The sequence below is a fragment of the Paenibacillus sp. LHD-38 genome (genome assembly GCF_031157315.1).
Classification (GTDB): domain Bacteria; phylum Bacillota; class Bacilli; order Paenibacillales; family Paenibacillaceae; genus Pristimantibacillus.
On the sequence record NZ_JAVIFU010000071.1, the window covers coordinates 1 to 19,781 of the forward strand.

At 41.0% G+C, this 19,781-nt stretch carries 22 protein-coding genes and 2 pseudogenes; 18 read left to right on the forward strand and 6 right to left on the reverse strand.

What is annotated here, in order from left to right; translation table 11 throughout:
- Positions 1-379 precede the first annotated feature (379 nt).
- A complete protein-coding gene (locus RCO25_RS31700; RefSeq protein ID WP_309000065.1) occupies positions 380-1,195 on the forward strand; it encodes a serine/threonine-protein kinase in 816 nt (271 codons plus the stop codon).
- Positions 1,196-1,610: 415 nt separating this feature from the next.
- A complete protein-coding gene (locus tag RCO25_RS31705) occupies positions 1,611-2,240 on the forward strand; it encodes a hypothetical protein (RefSeq protein ID WP_309000066.1) in 630 nt (209 codons plus the stop codon).
- 149 nt (positions 2,241-2,389) lie between these two features.
- On the opposite strand, the gene RCO25_RS31710 is transcribed toward RCO25_RS31705, so the two are convergent.
- Genes RCO25_RS31710 through RCO25_RS31720 form a run of 3 tightly spaced genes read right to left on the reverse strand, consistent with a single transcriptional unit; the run spans position 2,390 to position 3,452 of the window.
- A complete protein-coding gene (locus RCO25_RS31710) occupies positions 2,390-2,929 on the reverse strand; it encodes a VanZ family protein (protein ID WP_309000067.1) in 540 nt (179 codons plus the stop codon).
- The gene (locus RCO25_RS31715; protein WP_309000068.1) at positions 2,920-3,129 is read right to left on the reverse strand and encodes a permease prefix domain 1-containing protein; all 210 of its coding nucleotides are present in this window, start codon (positions 3,127-3,129) and stop codon (positions 2,920-2,922) included. Before RCO25_RS31715 ends, RCO25_RS31710 begins: the two co-directional genes overlap by 10 nt.
- Positions 3,126-3,452: a PadR family transcriptional regulator gene (locus RCO25_RS31720; RefSeq protein ID WP_309000069.1), complete on the reverse strand. Its 327-nt coding sequence runs from the start codon at positions 3,450-3,452 to the stop codon at positions 3,126-3,128. The genes RCO25_RS31715 and RCO25_RS31720 overlap by 4 nt, the downstream gene beginning before the upstream one ends.
- Before the next feature lie 268 nt (positions 3,453-3,720).
- On the opposite strand from RCO25_RS31720, the gene RCO25_RS31725 reads away from it, so the two are divergent.
- The 5 genes and pseudogenes from RCO25_RS31725 (at position 3,721) to RCO25_RS31745 (ending at position 7,292) form a co-directional block, all read left to right on the forward strand.
- Positions 3,721-4,674 carry a phosphotransferase gene (locus RCO25_RS31725; RefSeq protein WP_309000070.1) on the forward strand — a complete coding sequence of 318 codons (954 nt, stop codon included), beginning with the start codon at positions 3,721-3,723 and terminating at the stop codon, positions 4,672-4,674.
- Positions 4,675-4,961: 287 nt separating this feature from the next.
- Complete coding sequence (locus tag RCO25_RS31730; protein WP_309000071.1) at positions 4,962-5,336, forward strand: UPF0158 family protein; 375 nt, start codon at positions 4,962-4,964, stop codon at positions 5,334-5,336.
- Between the two features lie 214 nt (positions 5,337-5,550).
- On the forward strand, positions 5,551-5,898 hold the full coding sequence (locus RCO25_RS31735; protein WP_309000072.1) for a DUF3221 domain-containing protein: 348 nt from the start codon (positions 5,551-5,553) through the stop codon (positions 5,896-5,898).
- A 143-nt stretch (positions 5,899-6,041) separates the two neighbouring features.
- On the forward strand, positions 6,042-6,659 hold the full coding sequence (locus RCO25_RS31740) for a zinc dependent phospholipase C family protein (protein WP_309000073.1): 618 nt from the start codon (positions 6,042-6,044) through the stop codon (positions 6,657-6,659).
- 155 nt (positions 6,660-6,814) lie between these two features.
- A pseudogene (locus tag RCO25_RS31745) lies at positions 6,815-7,292 on the forward strand (NUDIX hydrolase).
- Between the two features lie 180 nt (positions 7,293-7,472).
- On the opposite strand, the pseudogene RCO25_RS35020 reads toward RCO25_RS31745, so the two are convergent.
- Positions 7,473-7,625 (reverse strand): annotated as a pseudogene (locus RCO25_RS35020) (IS66 family transposase); the annotation flags it as partial.
- 231 nt (positions 7,626-7,856) lie between these two features.
- Here RCO25_RS35020 and RCO25_RS31755 point away from each other — a divergent pair.
- The 9 genes from RCO25_RS31755 to murI all read left to right on the forward strand — a co-directional run bounded on the left by RCO25_RS31755 (position 7,857) and on the right by murI (position 14,340).
- Entirely contained in the window at positions 7,857-8,675 is an 819-nt protein-coding gene (locus RCO25_RS31755; RefSeq protein ID WP_309000074.1) for an LVIVD repeat-containing protein, read from the forward strand.
- A 176-nt stretch (positions 8,676-8,851) separates the two neighbouring features.
- Complete coding sequence (locus RCO25_RS31760; protein ID WP_309000075.1) at positions 8,852-9,064, forward strand: hypothetical protein; 213 nt, start codon at positions 8,852-8,854, stop codon at positions 9,062-9,064.
- A 629-nt stretch (positions 9,065-9,693) separates the two neighbouring features.
- Entirely contained in the window at positions 9,694-10,998 is a 1,305-nt protein-coding gene (locus tag RCO25_RS31765) for a YheC/YheD family endospore coat-associated protein (protein WP_309000076.1), read from the forward strand.
- Positions 10,999-11,079: 81 nt separating this feature from the next.
- Positions 11,080-11,265 carry a hypothetical protein gene (locus tag RCO25_RS31770; RefSeq protein WP_309000077.1) on the forward strand — a complete coding sequence of 62 codons (186 nt, stop codon included), beginning with the start codon at positions 11,080-11,082 and terminating at the stop codon, positions 11,263-11,265.
- A gap of 6 nt (positions 11,266-11,271) precedes the next feature.
- Positions 11,272-11,391, forward strand: coding sequence for a hypothetical protein (locus RCO25_RS35025; protein ID WP_374992204.1), 120 nt, complete (start codon positions 11,272-11,274; stop codon positions 11,389-11,391).
- A 165-nt stretch (positions 11,392-11,556) separates the two neighbouring features.
- Positions 11,557-11,922, forward strand: a complete 366-nt coding sequence (locus RCO25_RS31775; RefSeq protein ID WP_309000078.1) for a YncE family protein — start codon at positions 11,557-11,559, stop codon at positions 11,920-11,922.
- A gap of 339 nt (positions 11,923-12,261) precedes the next feature.
- The gene (locus RCO25_RS31780) at positions 12,262-12,798 is read left to right on the forward strand and encodes a hypothetical protein (protein WP_309000079.1); all 537 of its coding nucleotides are present in this window, start codon (positions 12,262-12,264) and stop codon (positions 12,796-12,798) included.
- 180 nt (positions 12,799-12,978) lie between these two features.
- A complete protein-coding gene (locus RCO25_RS31785) occupies positions 12,979-13,191 on the forward strand; it encodes a hypothetical protein (RefSeq protein WP_309000080.1) in 213 nt (70 codons plus the stop codon).
- Between the two features lie 354 nt (positions 13,192-13,545).
- On the forward strand, positions 13,546-14,340 hold the full coding sequence (gene murI / locus RCO25_RS31790) for a glutamate racemase (protein ID WP_309000081.1): 795 nt from the start codon (positions 13,546-13,548) through the stop codon (positions 14,338-14,340).
- A gap of 24 nt (positions 14,341-14,364) precedes the next feature.
- Here the strand turns inward: murI and RCO25_RS31795 are convergent, their stop codons facing one another.
- Complete coding sequence (locus RCO25_RS31795) at positions 14,365-15,927, reverse strand: response regulator (protein ID WP_309000082.1); 1,563 nt, start codon at positions 15,925-15,927, stop codon at positions 14,365-14,367.
- Between the two features lie 2 nt (positions 15,928-15,929).
- On the reverse strand, positions 15,930-17,651 hold the full coding sequence (locus RCO25_RS31800) for a cache domain-containing sensor histidine kinase (RefSeq protein ID WP_309000083.1): 1,722 nt from the start codon (positions 17,649-17,651) through the stop codon (positions 15,930-15,932).
- A 197-nt stretch (positions 17,652-17,848) separates the two neighbouring features.
- On the opposite strand from RCO25_RS31800, the gene RCO25_RS31805 reads away from it, so the two are divergent.
- The gene (locus RCO25_RS31805; protein WP_309000084.1) at positions 17,849-18,841 is read left to right on the forward strand and encodes an ABC transporter permease; all 993 of its coding nucleotides are present in this window, start codon (positions 17,849-17,851) and stop codon (positions 18,839-18,841) included.
- Positions 18,842-18,865: 24 nt separating this feature from the next.
- Positions 18,866-19,756: a carbohydrate ABC transporter permease gene (locus RCO25_RS31810; RefSeq protein ID WP_309000085.1), complete on the forward strand. Its 891-nt coding sequence runs from the start codon at positions 18,866-18,868 to the stop codon at positions 19,754-19,756.
- The last annotated feature ends 25 nt before the right edge of the window (positions 19,757-19,781 follow it).

The following is a 19,781-nucleotide window of genomic DNA, read 5'->3' on the forward strand; positions in this document are numbered from 1 at the left end:
CGAAAGTTAATAGCTTGAGCAGCATGTTTCTCCTTGGCAATGTCGATGCCAATGACAAGAGTAGAAGTGGAAACACGTTCTACACGTTGATTTTGAGCTTTAATTAGTCTAGACTTCATGATAACGCCTCCTAAGGTGAGTTCTGAGGGCTTCAACCCAGTACATACTCATCCTAGCGAGGCGTTCGTTTTTCTGCAAATCGGATCTACTAACACCTACAGGAATGTTAACGGGTAACAATAGTGGAATGAAGCGGATTGCAGCGACAGTCTGCTTTTTTATTGAAGTAATAGGCAGGATAAAAAACTCCTCTACTAAGTGAATGATGGTAGCTATTCTTGGTATGGTAATTTGTATCAAATTTTTTTAGGAGGTAGAAATGATAACAAAAATAATCGATGGCGTATCATTTGAATTGAAAGAAGATTTTGATTTTGATTTTCTATCCGAGTATGGCAGGGTCTTTACTGTCTTCGATAAGCAGGATTCTGGCTATTTATGCTTTGGAGTTCAGAACGAAAACAATAAGCTATTCTTGAAGATGGCGGGTGCAGCAACTTTAGAAAGTAATGTAAGTATTGATGAAGCAATAAATCGACTTCAATCAACCGTATCTGTTTACGAAGATTTACGTCATCCCAAGCTTATTGATATGATTGAACACAAGGAGATAAAAGGGGGATATCTTACTGTCTTTGAGTGGTTTGAAGGCGAATGTATGGGCAAACAATATAGTTTTTTTGGTAAATTCATATCTTTGCCGCTCGAAGAAAAATTGGGTATTTACAAGGACATATTATTATTTCACATACATGCAAACAAATGTGGTTATATCGCTATTGATTTTTATGATGGATGTATAATGTACGACTTTATTACAAAACGGACTATGATTTGCGACATTGAATTTTATCGTAAAAAACCCATATTAAATACATTGGGACGCATGTGGGGCTCAAGTCGGTATATGTCGCCTGAAGAATTTCAACTAGGTGCAGAGATTGATGAAAGGTCAAATGTCTTTTTAATGGGGGCTACTGCATTTCAACTGATTGGAGGCGGAATTGATCGTTCATTTGATAAATGGCAAGCTTCTGAGAAGCAATATTTGACAGCTCTAAAAGCTGTCAATGCTGCAAAAGGCGATCGATATCAAACAATTGATGAATATTACAAAGCATGGAATAAGGCTTAAAAAACGAGTGTTACGCTAACGGGTACGATAGCATTCAATAAAAACAATGAAGCAGCCAACCACAATGATCGGCTGCTTCATTACGCTAAGGGGAAGTTTAACGCAATAAAGCTTCACGATTATTCGTCAAGGAAGGAACTAAGATATTTGCTTATGCGGAGGTTATAAATGAAGAAACAAATAAAAGGTAAAGTTATTGTTATATTAATATTAATTACTTGTTGTATCCCCTTTCTATTATTTTGGTTGTTGTATCATATCCTTAATTCTCCCATGATTCCGTGACCAAAGTCGCTTATTACACGAACTAAGCTACTGACAGTATAAGAATCAAAAGCTATATCCTTTGGAATACTTTATCTATTGTTTATCTAAGGGGAATTTGATTTTAATTTAATGTCGAGGTGCTATGCTTATGAAAAAAATAGGGTTGGTTATTATAGTTCAATTTGTCTTATTAACCGCTTGTTCAAATGCGCAGGGGAATATTACCTCGCCGCTATCAGATCTAAGCACACCATCACCAATGAATCAAAGCGTGTCATCAATAACAGATGTGAAAAATATTCAGAACGCTAACAACACACCGTCAATTGCACCATCAAGCACTGAGGAAACAAAATCAGATGAAGAAAAAGAAAAAGGAATTTTAGAGAAAACGAAGCGTAAAGGCGAGTTAGATCTTGAAAACATTAAGGTCGTTGGTGTAGAAGGCAGTCTATTACAAACAATTATGACTTATCTTAAAGCAGTAAAAGACAAAGATGAAAAGAAAAGATTGAGTACCATCTACGCTCCTGATGTTTTTTCAGATGGTTTGAAAAGACATGAGCCGTATATTCTGGCAGTTAAAGGATTAACACTTGATAACACAAGGGTTAAAGCAGTTACAGAATGGTTTGGTTTGGATAAGATTGCTGATGAAGTCGTTATTGTAAGCATTGATTATAGTAGTTTAGGCATTAATCTAAAGGAGGGTGTGGCTAGCGCAGACTATATTTACATACGAGTTAAGGGAAAATGGAAACTATATGAAACACAATAATTTCCGAGAAAACTGTTTGATTTCTTTGTCGCTCACGGTTCAGAGAAGGATATTATATGGAAAGCAAAGACACCTACCTCTATATGAAGTAGGTGTCTTTGTATGTAACTCATATTATTGAAATAAGCTTTAATTTACTAAGGGATTTTTTACAGTCGGATTTGTTTCCTCTCATATTGCTTAATTCTCCAAGCGTTCCATCCCATATTTATAAATTGATAAAAACCAAACCCAGTCATACTTCCAACTGTATGTAGAAGAACTTCATCAATGTCTGCGACTCCAAGACTCGAAATTTTTTGAATAACTTCAAGCAGTACGGTTACCAAGACTGATATAAAGATAACTCTAGAAAGTGTGAGTGTCTTTTTTGCCAACAAAGGAAGGAGTAAGCCAAAAGGAACGAACAAAAGTATATTTCCAATTAGATTATTAAAAATAATATCGAGATTATAATTGTTATGATGAATAAGATACTCCAATATCGATCTAAATGGGACAATATTTAGAGAACCTCCAAATTTCTCGCTAAATGTATATGTAACCCCATAGTTTCTGAACTCTCCATACATCAATCTTGAAATTGTCCCGATAAATAAGATTTTAAACACGACGATTGAGTAAATCACTGCTACCACCCATAGTAATACTTGAAATAACCTATGATAAGGATTAATGGTTACAGCCAATTTTTTCGCAGTTCCTTCTCCTCACCAAAATCGTAGATTGCACACTTTTCTGCATCCTCTTCTCCATAGCCTTTGTTCATGTATTGCGTCTTGAGTTGCTTCAGATGATCTAACATTTCAGCAAACATGTCTTCTTTTTCTTTTACTGATACCCCAAGACCCTCAACAATTTTATTAGTGTATAATTCGAGTCGCTTCATGCCATTCCCCCCGATACTGATTCAATTAGCTTCGTGATCGTCTTCCACTCCTGTAGCTTATGCATGAGTTGTGTTTGCCCTTTTTCAATAATCCGATAAAACTTACGACGTCCACCTTCATCCGATTCTCCCCAGTAAGATTGGAGATACCCTTTCCCTTCGAGCCGTTTTAATGCGGGATACAGTGTACCTTCACTCATGCTGTAATTGTCGTCACTGTTACTTTTTATTTTCTGTATAATCTCATATCCATATGTATCCTGCCTTGATATAACTGACAAAATTAAAATATCGATGCTACCCTTCATCAGTTCTTTATCCATACGCTATGCACATCCTTTTTAATATTGTGTAACACACTACCTCGTTATACAAGTTCAATGACAATCAAAATCAACTTATAATGCGTGAATATGACATTGAGCATTATTTCAGCACACATTAGAATGTCGTCGTGGCGTTCTTTCGTTACGCTAACGGGTACGTTAGTTCAATAAAACAGCGGTAGTTTAGGACCAAAAGCGCGATCTGCCATTAAGTGAACGGTCAGAGTTATATTAAAACGTAGAGCTCGTTGAAGCACGACAGGGGATGAAAGAAATTATGGAAGACTCCGTAGTTACACAAGCTAAACGAATTGCAGGCGATTTTCTTCTGGAACAAGTAAAAACATCATACCGGATTATAGGTAAAGGTATCGTAAATCAGGTTTGCGTAGCCGAAACGGAAAGTCGTAAAGTCGTTGTCCGCATGAACGATAAAGATACATTTCCAAGCTTTATCAAAGAAAAATGGTGTATCGAGCAAGCAGTCACAGTTGGCATTCCTGGACCTGAGGTGTTGTCCATTGGTATAGTTGATGAAACAGCATATATGATTCAAACTTTTATACATGGCGACAACGGGTTAGACAGTACGGTTCTCAAGTCCGATGTTTGGAGGCAGCTTGGCGAATATGCCAAGCTTTTTCATTCGATTCAAGTGAAAGGAGTTGGAGGAAATCTGATTGACCCAGTCCTTGGTGAGTTTCAGTCACCTTCTCATGCAGGATCAGACGGCAGTTGGCATGGGTATGTGCAGTATAATATCAATAGTTTGACGGAGTATGATCGCTTGATTAAGCTTGGAGTAATCACTCAGATGGAATCCCAGAGAGTAAGAAAACTGTTCGAGAATTTGAAGAAAGAAACTTTCCACTTCGGTTTAAATCATGGAGATATCTCTTTAAAAAATACGATTGTCAGTCAGGCAAACCAAGTTATATTGCTGGATTGGGGCAATGCAGAAGTAAGTGTGGTACCGCATGGAGCTGTTATTCAATTGATGCAGTACCAAATACTAGGACTAGAAGAAGGCCCAAATATTGAGGAACTCAAAGCGTTTTTAGACGGGTACGGAATAAGTGTAAAAGACCTTGCTGACATGAGGCATTTGCTGCTACTAAAGGCTTTCGATAACCTCAGGTGGGCTATTGATCAAAGTCCGGACCTAATAGAATCCTATGCTGCGTTCGCGAAACAAGTTGTTGATATGATTATGGATTAGCAGAGATTAGCGATGTTTTTATATCTTAATCTAACAAGGGTGAAGAAAATGATTGAACTAACGGAAACAATTGTTGAGGAGGAGTTACATTTTCTAAAGAAGCTCCTCTTTGATTTATTCAGGTATTTTAAATAAACTGTATTGTAGAAGGGATTTCAATGAATGGACAGGTATGAAATGAAGAAAAAAGCAGCGGTAAAATTAGATGATCTAATTAATGAAATTGAAATTCAAATGATGAGACATTTACCTTTATAAACACCCAGACAGGAGAAGTTATAACATTATTGAGAGACGAGATGAGAGCGGCTGAAGATGAAGAGCCACTTGAAAAATATCCAGATTGGCAAAGAGAGAACATTGAACAAGCAATAAAAATTATAGAGGATGAACACGAGGTTTACCTCGATTTCACATTAAGAAACGAGTACCATGAGTATGAAATTGTAGAAGAATTTATCGGGACATTAAGCGAAGTAGAGGTTCGAGAAGAATTGTTTGGAGCAATTCAAGGAAGAGGGGCATTTAGAAGATTTAAAGACAGGATCAGAGAACATGATGTCGAAAAACAATGGTATGAATTCAAAGAAAAAAAGATAAAGGAATTAGTTATTGAATGGTGTGAAGAGAAGGATCTTGTAATAGATGCTATCGAGAAATAAGAGTTGAATAAAATAAAGATCTGACTGCGTGAACAGTCAGCTTTTCTGTTCTTGGCTATTCAGCTAACAGGCAGTTTTGCACGATTTTAAATTAAAGTTGAACAAAATAACTGGGGAAGATTACAAATATTGCATTGTTCCTCTGAGAAACATTTCACTATTTCAGCCCGTTTATATTGTTGTAGTAATTACTTAACTTGGAGGAAGAGCGACTATGAAGAAAATGTTTATTTTACTCTTTGCCGTCCTGGTTTTGGCAACAGGATGCTCATCTAACAACAACAACAGTGACCGATATGGTAAAATTTGGGATTTTAGAAAAGGTTTTGTTGTTACGAAAGAGGATGGGAGAATCTTGGTGGTCCGAGACAAGGTCGCTAACCTCGAAGTGCCACTTAGCGAAATATTGGAGGAAGCTCAACCAAACGCAATCTGGCTTTCAGTGGACAAAACAGATTACGATGCTATCTTGGTAGGTGACCAAGTAAGCATAAAAATACCTAACGGGACGGTTGACCTCTCCTATCCAGCTCAGGCGACGGCGGACGTAACCAAGAAATAAGCAACTCCGCTAACGGGTACGATAGCTGAATAACAACACCGCGGCAGCCGGCCAAATACGATCGGCTGCCTTTTTGTTGAGCTAACGGGCAGGTTAGTTATAACTTTAATCGCATGGTAAAATGTGGACTGAGGAGGGGTTTTATGGGTTCGCGGTTGATGCATTTACTAATTGGTGAGATGGTCGCTTCTAGCCTTGATGTAAAAAACAAAAGAGATTTTTTAATTGGTTCAATTGCGCCTGATGCTGCTTTTTCATTTGAGAGGAAAGTTATTACTCATTATTTCGAAGGAGATGTAGACAAGAGAACTAGGCAGGTAAACTATCACAGATACATTGATACATACTTATCAGATATAAAGGATGACTACTCATTAGGATATTTAACTCATTTAATTTCCGATAACGTGTGGATGGAGTATATCTATTACCCATATGAATTGAAACAGAAGCAAGATATAGACTCGACTTTTTTACAAAGTTGGTACTCAGATTTTAGAAAAATGAATACAAAATTGCTTTGTTATTATGATATGGGTTACCTAAAAGATTGGTTGGAGATTGCTGCTCTCCCGAGAGAAATAGATGATGTAACTCAAGACGACATACAGAAATTTATTGAAGAAATGTACGGAGATTTTGAAATTATAGAAAAAAATAAGAATTGCGAACTTGAAGTATATAAATTTGATGACATTAGAGACTACATAAACTTATCAAAATCTAAGGCTATTGCAGTCATTGAAGAAATTATTTTCTGATTCCACACAGGACACGATAGAGGAGCTTGCTTGCAGTAGCCCCTCTTTTGTTATCTGTTAAAGTAAAGGATAGGAAATTTCAACAAGGGATTACAGCGATTGTGCCGAATTTTAACGTTAAGAACGTAATATTTTCTTTGGGCGGTGAGACCGAAATGGTACATGAACAACCTAAACATATTATTTCTGTTTCCGCTTTAGTTAAAAAACGAAAATGGTGAAGTTTTATTACTAAGGACGCACTGGCGTTCAGATACATGGGAAATGCCAGGAGGAAATGTAGAGATAGGTGAATCGTTAGAAGAGGCTGTTCGTAGGGAATTTCTAGAGGAGACTGGCATTGTAATCCGTCCTATCGGCATAACAGGCGTGTATTATAATGCAACTAAACATGTTTTAACAGTAGTGTTTAATGCGGAGTACGTCAGTGGCGATATTAAAATTCAACCAGAAGAAATTCTAGAAGCAAGGTATATCCAACTGGACGAATTGAACATTGACCAATTCATAACTCGTCCTCAGCAAAAGTCTCGTACACTTGATGCTATGAAAGGAAAGTGTTTTGTTCCGTATGAAACATGGGAGGTCAGTCCGACTTATAACTTGTTATCTAGATTACATAACGTACAATGAACGTAAATTGTTAAGCTAACGGGTAACGATAGTGTGGAGTGGCGTGCAGCTGCTAAGAAATAACTGAGCAGACCGGAGTGTCCAAAGCAAAGTTATATCAAGTTCTCAATGTCAGGTAATGTATAGAAATTGGGGGCAAGAAATGAAATTAGTTAACTGGAAATTTGATGATTAAGTTTACAACATATCACACACGCTGCGCAGTCTGGCGAAAACCTTCGTTCCGAAAATCATACGGAATGTTCCGGACACCTTTTGCTTCACTTTCACCATGCGCAGATCACGTTCGGCCTGATTGTTGTCAAAGGGAACATCGGCATCACAAAGAAACCTGGCAGTCCTTCGCTGCTCTTATGAGGAAAGACTTGCTTCGCCCTTCATATGCCCATTTCGAGTTCATCGGGAGAGATGACTCACTCAAAATCATTTTTATTGAATATAGATATTTATTAGAAACCAGAATCACCCTGTCACTGAATGTCTTTCGAAATAGGAGTACAAATTTAAATAAGAAGGTGATATTGTTTGGGAATTAGACCTCCAAGAGAAAGCAGATTTCTTTACGTGACAAATATTGGGACTGCGAATATAACCATTTATGATATTAGTAATCCTTTATCCCCTGCACCTGTCAGGCAATTTGGTACCGGGGAATTAAGCGCACCAAGCGGAATGGCGATTACAGGTACAACACTTTATGTTGCAAATGCAGGCGGCGATCAAGCTATAGAAATCTATAATATATCCAATCCGATAATGCCGGTGAGAATTAGGCAGTTTGGTGAGGGAGAGTTAAATAATCCTAATGCCTTGGCTATCACAGGAACTACGCTTTATGTCACGAATCTTAATGATGATAATGTAGAGATTTATGATATTTCCAATCCAACTTTTCCGGCACGTGTGACAGAGTTTGGCGGAGGAGAATTGAATGGTCCGAACGGATTAGCTATTATAGGTGATATTCTATATGTATCAAATTCGGGAGATGCAACTGTAGAAATTTATAATATTTCCAATCCGATAATGCCTGCTAATATCACGCAGTTTGGTGCAACAGATTTGAGTAACCCGATCGGTTTGGTTATTACAGGAAACACGTTATATGTAGCGAATTTCCAATTCGCCGGCGGCAACACGGTGGAAATTTACAACATTTCGAATCCCTCGCTTCCATCACATGTGACGGAGTTTGGTGCAGGAGTTTTAAATGGTCCTACTGAATTGGCGATTACAGGTAACATTCTTTACGTGATAAATCTTAATGGCAATAATATAACAATTTATGATATTTCCAACCCTACAATGCCAGCACTAGTAAGTGAGTTAAACGGAGGGAATTTAAGCACTCCATTCGGTTTAGTTATTTTTTCTGCAAACTAAAAGGTATTGGCATCCTTTTATAATTAATCATTTAACTCCCTCGGTACGATTTAGTTTTCTCACGAATGCTAGCTTATTCGCAGGATTTCGCCCTTGCTAGAAATACAGAGAGATAGTACGAGAACCCTTGTTAAAGACCAGGACAACATGAAATCGTGAGGAAATAGAGGGGGAGGTTGAAATCCCATAACCTTCCATATACTGCACGCATTCTCCATGCCGCCCTTGGCTCACTCCCATGTCTCAACAGGTCTTTGCCCTCTCATTCCCTCGTTACGCCTGTCCAAGGGGGGGAGACCGGTCTTGACGATCCGAATAATCCGCAGGCGCTGGACGATCTGCTGCCATGGTCTGATACTCTACCGGCAAGCTGCCGTCTGAACAGCTAGCTTGATTATAGGTTAAATCTCGCTCCCGCCGCTAGGTGGGGACTATTTGACGCTCACGAAATTATGATTAGGTAAACTTTTATCAGACATAAGAACCGGCTTATCTACGTTGCATTTTCTGCAACAGAACCGTCATCTGTCGCCTCATTCGCTAGCTACATTGCACTTTATGCAGCTAAATGGGGCGATTCGACGCTTTGGAGTAACTTTTGGCGTGATTCTGATGCATATGTGCAACGTAGCGCACCGTTCGGTGCGGGATGTCAGGTTTCTGCTGTACGAAATACACTCTAGTTTAATCTCACCGTTCACCCTGCCTAGGGATTACTGGTTGTTTGGTACCTGACGCATTCACGTTGCGCGATTCAACGAAAATAGGTCTCTTTCATTCTGGCTGGTTACGTCGTATAGCATTTCGTTACATTCAGGCATTTGACCTCCGTCATTCGTCCAAGCAATAACAACAGCAGACAAATACTGTGTTATTGTGCCGAAAAAGGAGGCGTATCGTTTCCACAGGCAACCTAAACGCATACTTGGTCATTTCTTAATCATGAATAATTGGGCAACCATCCATATCTATGGCTCATGTTATTGAACTACTATCATCCAAGAAGAGGGTGAATCGGTTGTATATCAAATGGATCCCTGGGCTGAAGCCCAACCAAATCCTGCTTCCCCGGCAGGTTGTTATCCCTCCTTCGGCAGTGCTGCATTTCGGCGCATGGAAAAAAATGGTACAAGTGGGAATTAGCGAACATCAACCGAAGGATTCCATCGGATTGTCCGTTCATTTAAAAACTGAGGTTACGTTCCCCGATACGCTGCCCTATGAAATGTATACCGTTGGAAAAGATCTTCATCTCGGACCTGTAATCGCGCTATTAATTTCCACAAAGGGGCTCACCCCCGAATTATTGAACGAATATCGGAATTACTTTACGAATTATCAATCGATTAAGGGGCTTATTTATCTATTTTCCGTAGATGGGATCAATCCCAGGAATAAAACCGTTGAAGGGTATTATTACAACCCGCAGGCCGATGGGGACAAGACTCCATGGACCAAAGGAGTTTTCCACTACCCCGGTGTAATCTACAGGAGAATAAGGGTCAACAAAAGCAGGCTCTATGACGATTTGATTACGCATACGGATAGAAAAATTTTCAATCCTTACTTTTTGAACAAATGGGAATTATGGGAGTCTACTCGCTCCAATCCTTTTATTCGCGACCATTTGCCAAACACCAAATTGTTGGATAACCTGCAAACCTTGAAAAAAATGCTGGACTTGTACGGATCGGTTTATCTGAAGCCGAACAATGGTTCGATGGGACATGGGATTATGAAGCTGGAAAAGACGCTGGGCGGCTATCTTTTTATAGACCGGTACATGGGGATGACATTCATAAATAACGAAATCAAAGCGTGGGCATTTCTCCAGCGCATGTCAAAGGGCAGAAAGTATTTGATCCAACAGTCCGTTGCTTTGACGCATCAAAATAAAAACGTTGATTTCAGGGTCATCATGCAAAAAGACGGCAGCCAGCAGTGGGCCTGCTCAGGCGTGATCGCGCGTTATGGCGAAGACGGAAGATTCTATACGAATGATGTAAGCTCAATCAGTTTGGGCAGGGATGCTCTGCGAACGGTCTTTCAATTCAATGATGAAGAGGCGCTCCAAAAAGAAGAGGAAATCATCTCGATCTGCACGACAGCCTGTCAACTGATCGACCATAAATACGGACCTTTCGGCGATGTGGGGATTGACGTCACGGTAGACCCGAAACTAAAAGTCTGGATTCTTGAAATCAACAGTCGTCACCAACATACGATGCCGTCCTATCTGAAGGACGATCCGCAAATGTACAGCAGAGTACTCACCCGGCCTTTTGAATTTGCAAAAGCATGGGCCGGTTTTACAGAATGTTAGAGGCAGGGGATTCAGCCCATACTTTTCCGCTGATACGGAATATAAATAGACTAACGTTCAGTTAAGGGAGGAATCTTTTTCATGGGAATACGACCACCTAAACCACCTACACCGACGCCAGCTCCAACACCAGTATTCGGTCGCATCTATGAAGGAAATCAAATCACCGATAACGTTTCCGTGATAGACGGTTCCACCAATACCGTCATATCCACTATCACCGTTGGCGACAACCCTACCAGTATAGCAGTTAATCCCTCATTATGAATACGGTTGACTGATCCTGGAGGCTGGTATAGTGATAACGTTTCCGTGGTTGACGGTTCCACCAATACCGTCGTTGCCACTGTTACTGTTGGCGATCGGCCGAGAGGTGTCGATGTAAAACTTTAGCGTCGAAAGTGAAACAGCCAACTTTGCGGTTCCACCCGTGAAATTTGCAGAAGCATAGGCCGGTTTTACAACAGAAAATATTTAGTAGTATGGGATTCAGCCCTTGCCTTTCCGAATGTGTGGAATATGAATAGACTATTATGCAGCTAAGGGAGGAAAATTTCCGTGGGAATAAGACCGCCGAGACCACCGTCGTCGATCAATCGGATCTATGTGGGCAATTTCAATAGTGATAATGTGTCGGTGATTGATGGGGCGAGTAACAACATTATAGCTACTGTCACAGTTGGCGATGGTCCGGCTCTATTTGGTATAACAGCCAATCCGGTGACCAACCGGATTTATGTTCCAAACCTTGACAGCATCAATGTATCTGTCATCGACGGAGTCAGTAATACCGTCTTGGCTACTTTGACCCTTGCCCAATTCTCAAATCCAACTGGCGCAGACTCTAACCCGATAACCAATCTAATCTATGTTTCCGATCAAACTCTTGACCCTAATCTGACGCAATTTGCTCCCCGCGGCTGACGTCAATTTGAGGTATAGTTCATACCAGGGGGGGGGAAGCTAACGGGCAGTTTAGACTAAACAAACGTGTTAAGTATGTTCTTGGTTTAAGGGCTGTTTATCCACTTTTATTGCAAATAAAATCTTGATATAACGTTAATAATGTCGCTTTAGGGGTGGAATTGTGCAGATTGGTTCAATCATCAAAAAACTAAGGTTAAACAATGGCCTAACTGACACATTCACTTGTGTAGCATTTATAGACTAATAGATATTTTTGCAAAATAAGATACACACAATACACAATTTTAGAAATATGAATAAACTAAATTATCTGTTCATAGAAAGGAGGTGTTCATTATGGGTGTAAGACCTATTCCTTGCGATCCTATTAGAACAGATCTAGTAATTAATGGCGGATTTGAAACAGGGACTCTTGCAGGGTGGACTTTTACAGGAACACCAACCGTTCTTGCTAACACTTCTAGTCATACTGCTCCAGGACCTGTTCGTGCGCATTCAGGTACATTTTTAGTGGAGTTAGATCCTAACGAAAGTATTAGCCAGACCATTTTTAGCGGACTGTGCGGAAAAAGAGTTTATAGATTGGCTACCAACCTGGGAGCTCCTGGTGACATTGACGATCCATTTAATTCACAAACAACAGTAACCCTGCAGTTTCGTGATGGAAATAATCAAAATCTTGGTGCTCCGCAATCTTTTGTAGCAGTAGCTGAATCTCAGAATGTTAACCATGAAGGCGGATGGACATATCATGAACTATTTGCTGTATCACCTCCTGGAACAAGGGGCGCACTTATTACAATTCAAACAGCAAATGACGCTCCTCATAACGGAATTAGAGTAGATGATACTTCTCTAATATTATTTAATTAAAGACTTGAGACTAAAAGTTATTCTAGTTTAGTCCGGATAATTTGTATCAAATATCCTTATTTTGTGAAGATGTAAGGGGAGTTGCGCAGCTGACAGCTCCTTCTTAACAAGATTACATTAGGCCACCCCGCTGCGTCAGAAACTTCTGCCGAGAATTCAGTAGTTGATGAAGATCTGCCGATGGCAGAATTGTCGGTGGATCAAATTAAGGAAATTGCAATCTTTGAACCCGATGGAATAGATTTAGTGCCAATGCCTGAACCACTAGCTGTTCTTACCGAGAAAAATGAATTTCAAGCATTCTCAGATGCATTAAAGAACGCTGAGAGAACTTTAGGGGAAGTTGTTGCCATCGGCCCAAACTATGACATTGTCATAAAGTATGCTTTTTGACAAAGGAAATAATGGTAAGAGAGGGGCTGTATGGACTTATGAACAGCTTGGATAGGAGTGAGTGAAAAAATGGATGGGTGGGATTTAAGCGTGCCTTAGAAGGCTGTCTAGGAGTTCTGATGTTGTTATGTAGGTAGAGGTGGGGGGGGTACATCAAAATGAAGTTGTTTGAATAGTGAGAGGGGTTAGCACTTCCACCGCTCGACTATGAGTAAAAATCGGAGCGAAACGACATTATATAAATTCCAACATATGGTATAATGGAGTAGCAATAGTTCATTGATGAAAGAATGATTTTATTGAACGGGATGTACTGCTGACTGATTAATTTCTGCTGATAGGAATCGATGACAGATGACAATCGGTGTTTTTGATTCGGGCATTGGAGGATTAACAGTTCTTGCAGAAGCCCTTAAGAGGCTGCCGACTCAGAATTATCTTTATATGGCGGATACGCTGCATGTCCCTTATGGAACCAAATCGAAGGATGATGTCAGAGCCTATATTTTAGAATCAATAGAGGCTATGGTAAGGGAAGGGCTGGATGCCCTTGTCGTAGCCTGCAATACAGCAACAAGCATTGCGATTACAGAGCTGAGGGAGCGCTACTCCTTTCCTATCGTCGGTATGGAGCCAGCTGTTAAGCCAACGGTTGAGATGAACCGATTGACAGGCAGAAGAGTACTCGTCTTTGCTACGCCGTTAACGCTGATGCAGTCCAAGTATTATGCGCTCGTATCCCGGGTTGACGAGGAGAGGATCGTAGATTCCTTGCCGCTGCCGGAGCTCGTAAGCTACTGCGAGAAGCTGGAGTTTGACAGGGAGATTATGGGCAACTATTTCAGAGACAAGCTTGCAGGCTATAATTTGCAGGATTACGGTATTGTCGTTCTTGGCTGCACTCATTATCCTTTTTATAAGAATTTACTGCGTGAAATGTTGCCGCCGCATATTCAAATTGTTGACGGCAATGCCGGGACAGTGAAGCGACTGGCAGCATTGCTTAGCCGTTACGGCATGATGGATGGAAGCGGAATCGGGAATGTGAGGTTTATGTGCTCGGGCAATAGTCCGGCTTATATGGATAAGATGCAGCGGGCGCTGGGAATTTATCAGAATAGCGATATTGAGGCTCAAAGCGCCAAATAAGGCGAGCCTCTTTTTTTATTTTACTTAAAACGGGGCTGCATCGCGGTAGTTCTTCGGCGACATCCCTGTATAGTTTCTAAATGCTCTGGAAAAATGGTAGTAGTTATCGTAACCGACTCGGCCCGAGATTTCGCTAATTCGATTCGTAGGATCCTTCAGCAGTCGTTTGGCTTCCTCCATCCGGAGCTTCATTATGTAGGCCGTAAAGTTCATTCCTGTTTCATCCTTGAACAGCCGGCTAAAATAGGAATAGTTCATAGATAATAGATTGACGACATCTGTTAAATTGATATTCCGATGATAGTTTTCTTTAATGAAGCTTTTGGCAATATCGATCACTGTTCGATCATTGGCAGAGCTTTCGGTAATCATTCGTTTGACATGAAAGAGATAACCCTTCATATAATCCTTCAAGCTGGACAGGCTATGAAACTCATCGAAATCCTTCAGCTTCTCCTGATCATCAAATATGAGCTGACCGTTAATAGAATGATGAATTTCTGACAGCATAACCTCATATAGCTTCTTCATATGCTCGACAGATGCAGTGTCTTGTGAACGCAGATCAAACCATTTGTCGATGAAGACTGCGATATTCATCGCTCCCAGCGCTTGAATTTGCCCCCGGATCTCCTCGAATTGCTGCTTGGATAGCTTGAATTCCGATGAAGCCTCCTTGGCATGCTTCAGCTCGAGTACGCGATAATTCTCATATAGGAATCGATAGAAGAGAGCCTTATGCGCTTGCTTGTACAGCTGATTTAATTCGCTGATTGAATCGCCGATTTCACTGATCGATGCAGCAGCCGCAAGGCTCATGCTGCGGTTCAATGCCTCAATTGACCGATGCAAATAAGAAATAAGCCATTCCTTCGTTAACGCTTCATCCATATTTAAGATAAGAATGATATGCTCCGTTACATTTTTGGTTACAATCAAATGAAGCTGCTCCGCGCTGCCGCTTTGCTTCAGCTCATCCTTGAGAAGGGCCTCTATCGAATCGATCCATCTAGTAAGCTGAGTGTCTGAATCCAAGCGCAGCAGGCTGATGCAGTAACGAGGATGAATGAATATCCGGTTCATTTCCTTCGACAACTGCTCATCCTCCGTTACGGCACTATTTCCTATTGTTACGTTCAATATGGCATCTAAGACAAGCTTGCGATGCAGCTCGGGCTGCTTCTTCGAAGACTCCTCGAGCTCGCTTCGTTCCTTCACTTTACTGATTGCTATGTTGATTTGTTTTTCCAACTCGGAAATTCTAATCGGCTTCAGCAGGTAATCGACGGCACCGTATTTAAAGGCTTCCCGGACATAGTTATAGTCTCCATGTCCGCTGATGAAGATAAAGAATATTTCGCTGTTAGCTAGCGATAATTGCTTGATAAGCGTAAGGCCGTCCATCTCTGGCATATTCATATCCGTAATGATGATGTCAGGCTGGATTTCGTGTGCGAGCCGCATCGCCTGAACGCCATTGTAGGCGAGTTCAATCCGCGATATTTTAGGATGGTTGATGCGGATCAGCTTCGATCGGATCCCTTCGCAAATGAGCTGTTCATCGTCAACGATCATTACCGTATACATGTTCATTCCCCCGTTTGATATGGAACGGTTAATAGAGTTGTTGTGCCTTTCCCTAAGGAGCTTTCCATCTGAATATAATATTGATCCCCGTAGAAAAGCTTCATTCTTTCATTAATATTCACCAAGCCGATGCCATCGCTGTCAGACTTCCTGTTGAAGGTATGGTCATCACTTTGAAAGCGGTCGTTCAGCTCCTTCAAGCGATCGCTTGCGATGCCGGCGCCGTTATCTGCAATGATGATTTTGATCCGCTTCTGTTCATCCTCTACGATTCGAGTTTCAATCAGGAGAGATTGATCTGCGATAAAACCGTGCTTGATGCTGTTTTCGACGATGGGCTGCAGGATGAATTTTACGATTTTATAATGAAGCAAATGCTCCGGCACATCGTATGACATTTGAATGTGGTCACTATACTTTAGCATCTGGAGATTGATATAGTTGTTCAAATATTCGATTTCGGATTTAATTGTGACTGACATAGAGACACCTGCCGCATTATAGCGGAGCATTTGTCCAAAGTCGGCGCATGCCTCTGACTCCTCATACAGACCGGCAAGCTCCATCTTGGCGCTGAAGATGTCAATGGTATTGTAAATAAAATGCGGATTGATTTGATACTGCAGTGCTCTTAGCTGCGCATCCTTGTGCATCAGTTCTTTTTTGATCATATCCTTCATAAGGGTGCTGATTTTTCCTAGAAGTGTATTGAATTTTTCGGCGATCACGCCGAATTCATCATTTCGGTCAACCGGTATGCTTGTTTGGAAGCCATTCTGTATCGCTTGGTCCATGAACCGGATGCTTTTGTAAATTTTGGACATCCCGCGCTTGAGCACAAAATAAAAACAGGCAATTAGAAGGAGCAGCACGGCAATATAGGATATAGTCGTAAGCATTTCAATAGATCCGAACGTCATCGGGACCGGAGCGTTCATGCCAATGAATAAGCCCAGCTCAGGAAACGGCTCGGTAAGAAACAGGGAGTTGCCCTGTCTTACTGATGCTTTGTCGGTGCTGCGATTTTCTAAATAAGCTTGCATTTCTGTATCTGACTTCTCACTTTTATGAAACAAAAACTTCTGATGCTGGTCGAGTATAAATAAGTCATTCGTTCCATGCGACATGTTCGCAATGGGCTGGAACAGCTCCTTCTGCAGCAAATTAACGCTGGTCATTCCTAAATACTCGCCGCTAATGGAATAAATTTTTTGCAAATAGGAATAGGTCATATCGTGGTGATGCCACATGGATTTCTTCTCTGATTGCAAAAACGCCTGATACCATGCTTCATCTGCTATCATGCGATCGTGATAAAATATGCCGTAGCCTTCAGGAATACTGTAATTTCTTATAAAAACTTGGATGCCCTGGATTTGAACCTTGTGGTAGAGCTGTGCGTAATTAATAAGCGGTACGATATCCTTCCGATACGTTTCCATTGAATCCGCTTCCAAATCGAAGGGCGCTTGCAGGAAGCTCGGAAGCATTGCATTGTATGTTATATTGTTGCTCACACTTTCCACAATATCGATATTGTTCTTCATATTGAATTTTATTTGATCGAGCACAATCCGAGAGCTGCTCTGCAATTGGTCTCGGACGTTTTTTTGTGTTTGGTAATAGCTGAACGTGCACAAGACGGAGAAGGGGATCACGATAAGTATGATGAATGCCAAGGTCATTTTTGTCTTTATACTGCTGTTAAAAATTTTGCTTCGCATAGGCAGTTTTATTCTCCTATTCACCAATAGTCGGCAGTCGTTTATGTCGTTAAGTATACCATATTTAAAATCTATCAACTGCACACAACCAAAATAATGGTATCAAAAGCAAAACAAAGCTATTTTTTAAGTAGTAAAATTAAGGTATAACTAAAGATAATAAAGCGCTTACATCAAAAGGGATGGAGGATAGACAGATGCAGAACGTTCAGTCAACTGAGAAAAAATACGTCCGCTGGGAGAATGTCAAGAAGCCTCTCCGCTCGGAAAGTCCCAAGAAGCCCCTCCGATGGGATAAATTAAAGGCACAGCTTGAAATTCAAAGCATGGTTTGGCCAGGTCTTCTTTTTCTGTTACTGTTTGCCTATGTGCCGATGTACGGATTGTTAATTGCGTTTAAGGAATACGATATTTTTCTTGGTATCTATGAATCTCCCTGGGTGGGACTTGAGCATTTCAAAGAGTTTTTTATTGACACCAATTTCTTTAAGGTGCTGCGTAATACAATTGCGATCAATCTGCTCGGTTTAATAATAGGCTTTCCGATTCCGATCCTATTCGCACTGATGCTTAACGAGATTACCAACATGTGGTTTAAGAAATGGGTGCAAACGATTTCGTATCTTCCTCACTTCATCTCAGTCGTTGTATTCGGGGCATTGATTATGAACGTATTGTCACCGACGAACGGTATCGTGAACGAAGTGCTTGTAAGTGTCGGAATACTGGATGAACCGCTTAATTTCATGGGGGAGCCGAATTACTTTTGGGGTATTTATATAGTCGGTGAGATTTTGAAGGGGATGGGCTGGGGAGCGATATTATACTTTTCTGCTATCGCTGGTGTCGATCAGGATATGTATGAGGCGGCTACGATTGACGGAGCGACCCGATTTCAGAAAATGCGGCATATTACAGTGCCAAGTATTATGGGCACCATCGTTATTATGTTTATCTTTGCAGTTGCCGCGCTGCTCAATACTGGTGCTGAGCAAGTCCTTGTTCTGCAAAATGCGTTAAACCTAGAAACGAGTGAAACGATCGATACCTATGTGTATAAATTAGGTCTTCGCAATATGCGATATTCCTATTCGACTGCGGTTGGCCTTGCTAAATCAATTGTCGCTGTTCTGCTTCTCCTGGGAGCTAACTATTTATCCAAAAAAGTAACAAACAAAGGCTTATTCTAAAGTCTAAGATAGGAGGATTACAGCATGTCCAGACACATGATGCGTGATAGACTATTCCATATTTTTAATACGCTGCTTATGCTTGCCGTTATTGTCGTTACGCTTGCCCCATTCTGGTTTTCGATTATTGGTTCATTAAATGAAGGGCTGGATTACATGAGAGGTGGCGTACATTTGTGGCCAAGGAAATTCAGCTTGGATAACTATGTCGCTGTATTCTCCGACTCGACGATCTATCAAGCATACATCACGACAATTGCCAGAACGTTGATTGGTACAATCACGCATGTGTTATTCGTTGCATTGTTCGCGTATGGGATTTCGAGAGAGGGCTTGAAGGGGCGCGGCATTTATACTGTTTTTGTCATGATTACGATGTTTTTCGGCGGCGGTCTTATTCCAACTTACTTGCTTTACAAGGAGCTGGGGCTGTTAAATAATTTTCTAGTCTATATTATTCCTTCCTTGTTCAGCGTCTGGGACGCGGTCGTTATGATTGCATCCTTCCGAGCCATCCCGAATGCGATCATTGAATCAGCCAAAATGGACGGAGCAGGCGAATACCGGATTTTCTTTCGGTTCATCCTGCCGCTGTCTAAACCGCTGCTTGCTGCGATAGCCTTGTTCACAGCCGTCTATCACTGGAATTCTTACTTCGATGCAATGATGTATACGACCTCTAACAATCTGCAAACGGTACAGCTGTTTCTAATGAGAATCGTAACGGAGCCAGGCTTCGCCAGCGGCGTAAGTGATCAAGCGGTAAGCCATATTCCTGAGCATGCGACCAAGATCAGTCCGGAAACGTTAAAGCTGGCGATGATGGTTGCAACTGCGGCGCCGATATTGGTTGTCTATCCGTTTCTGCAGAAATATTTTGTTAAGGGTGTACTAGTAGGCTCTATTAAAGGTTAAGCGTTGCTGTACCTCGCGTGCAGCA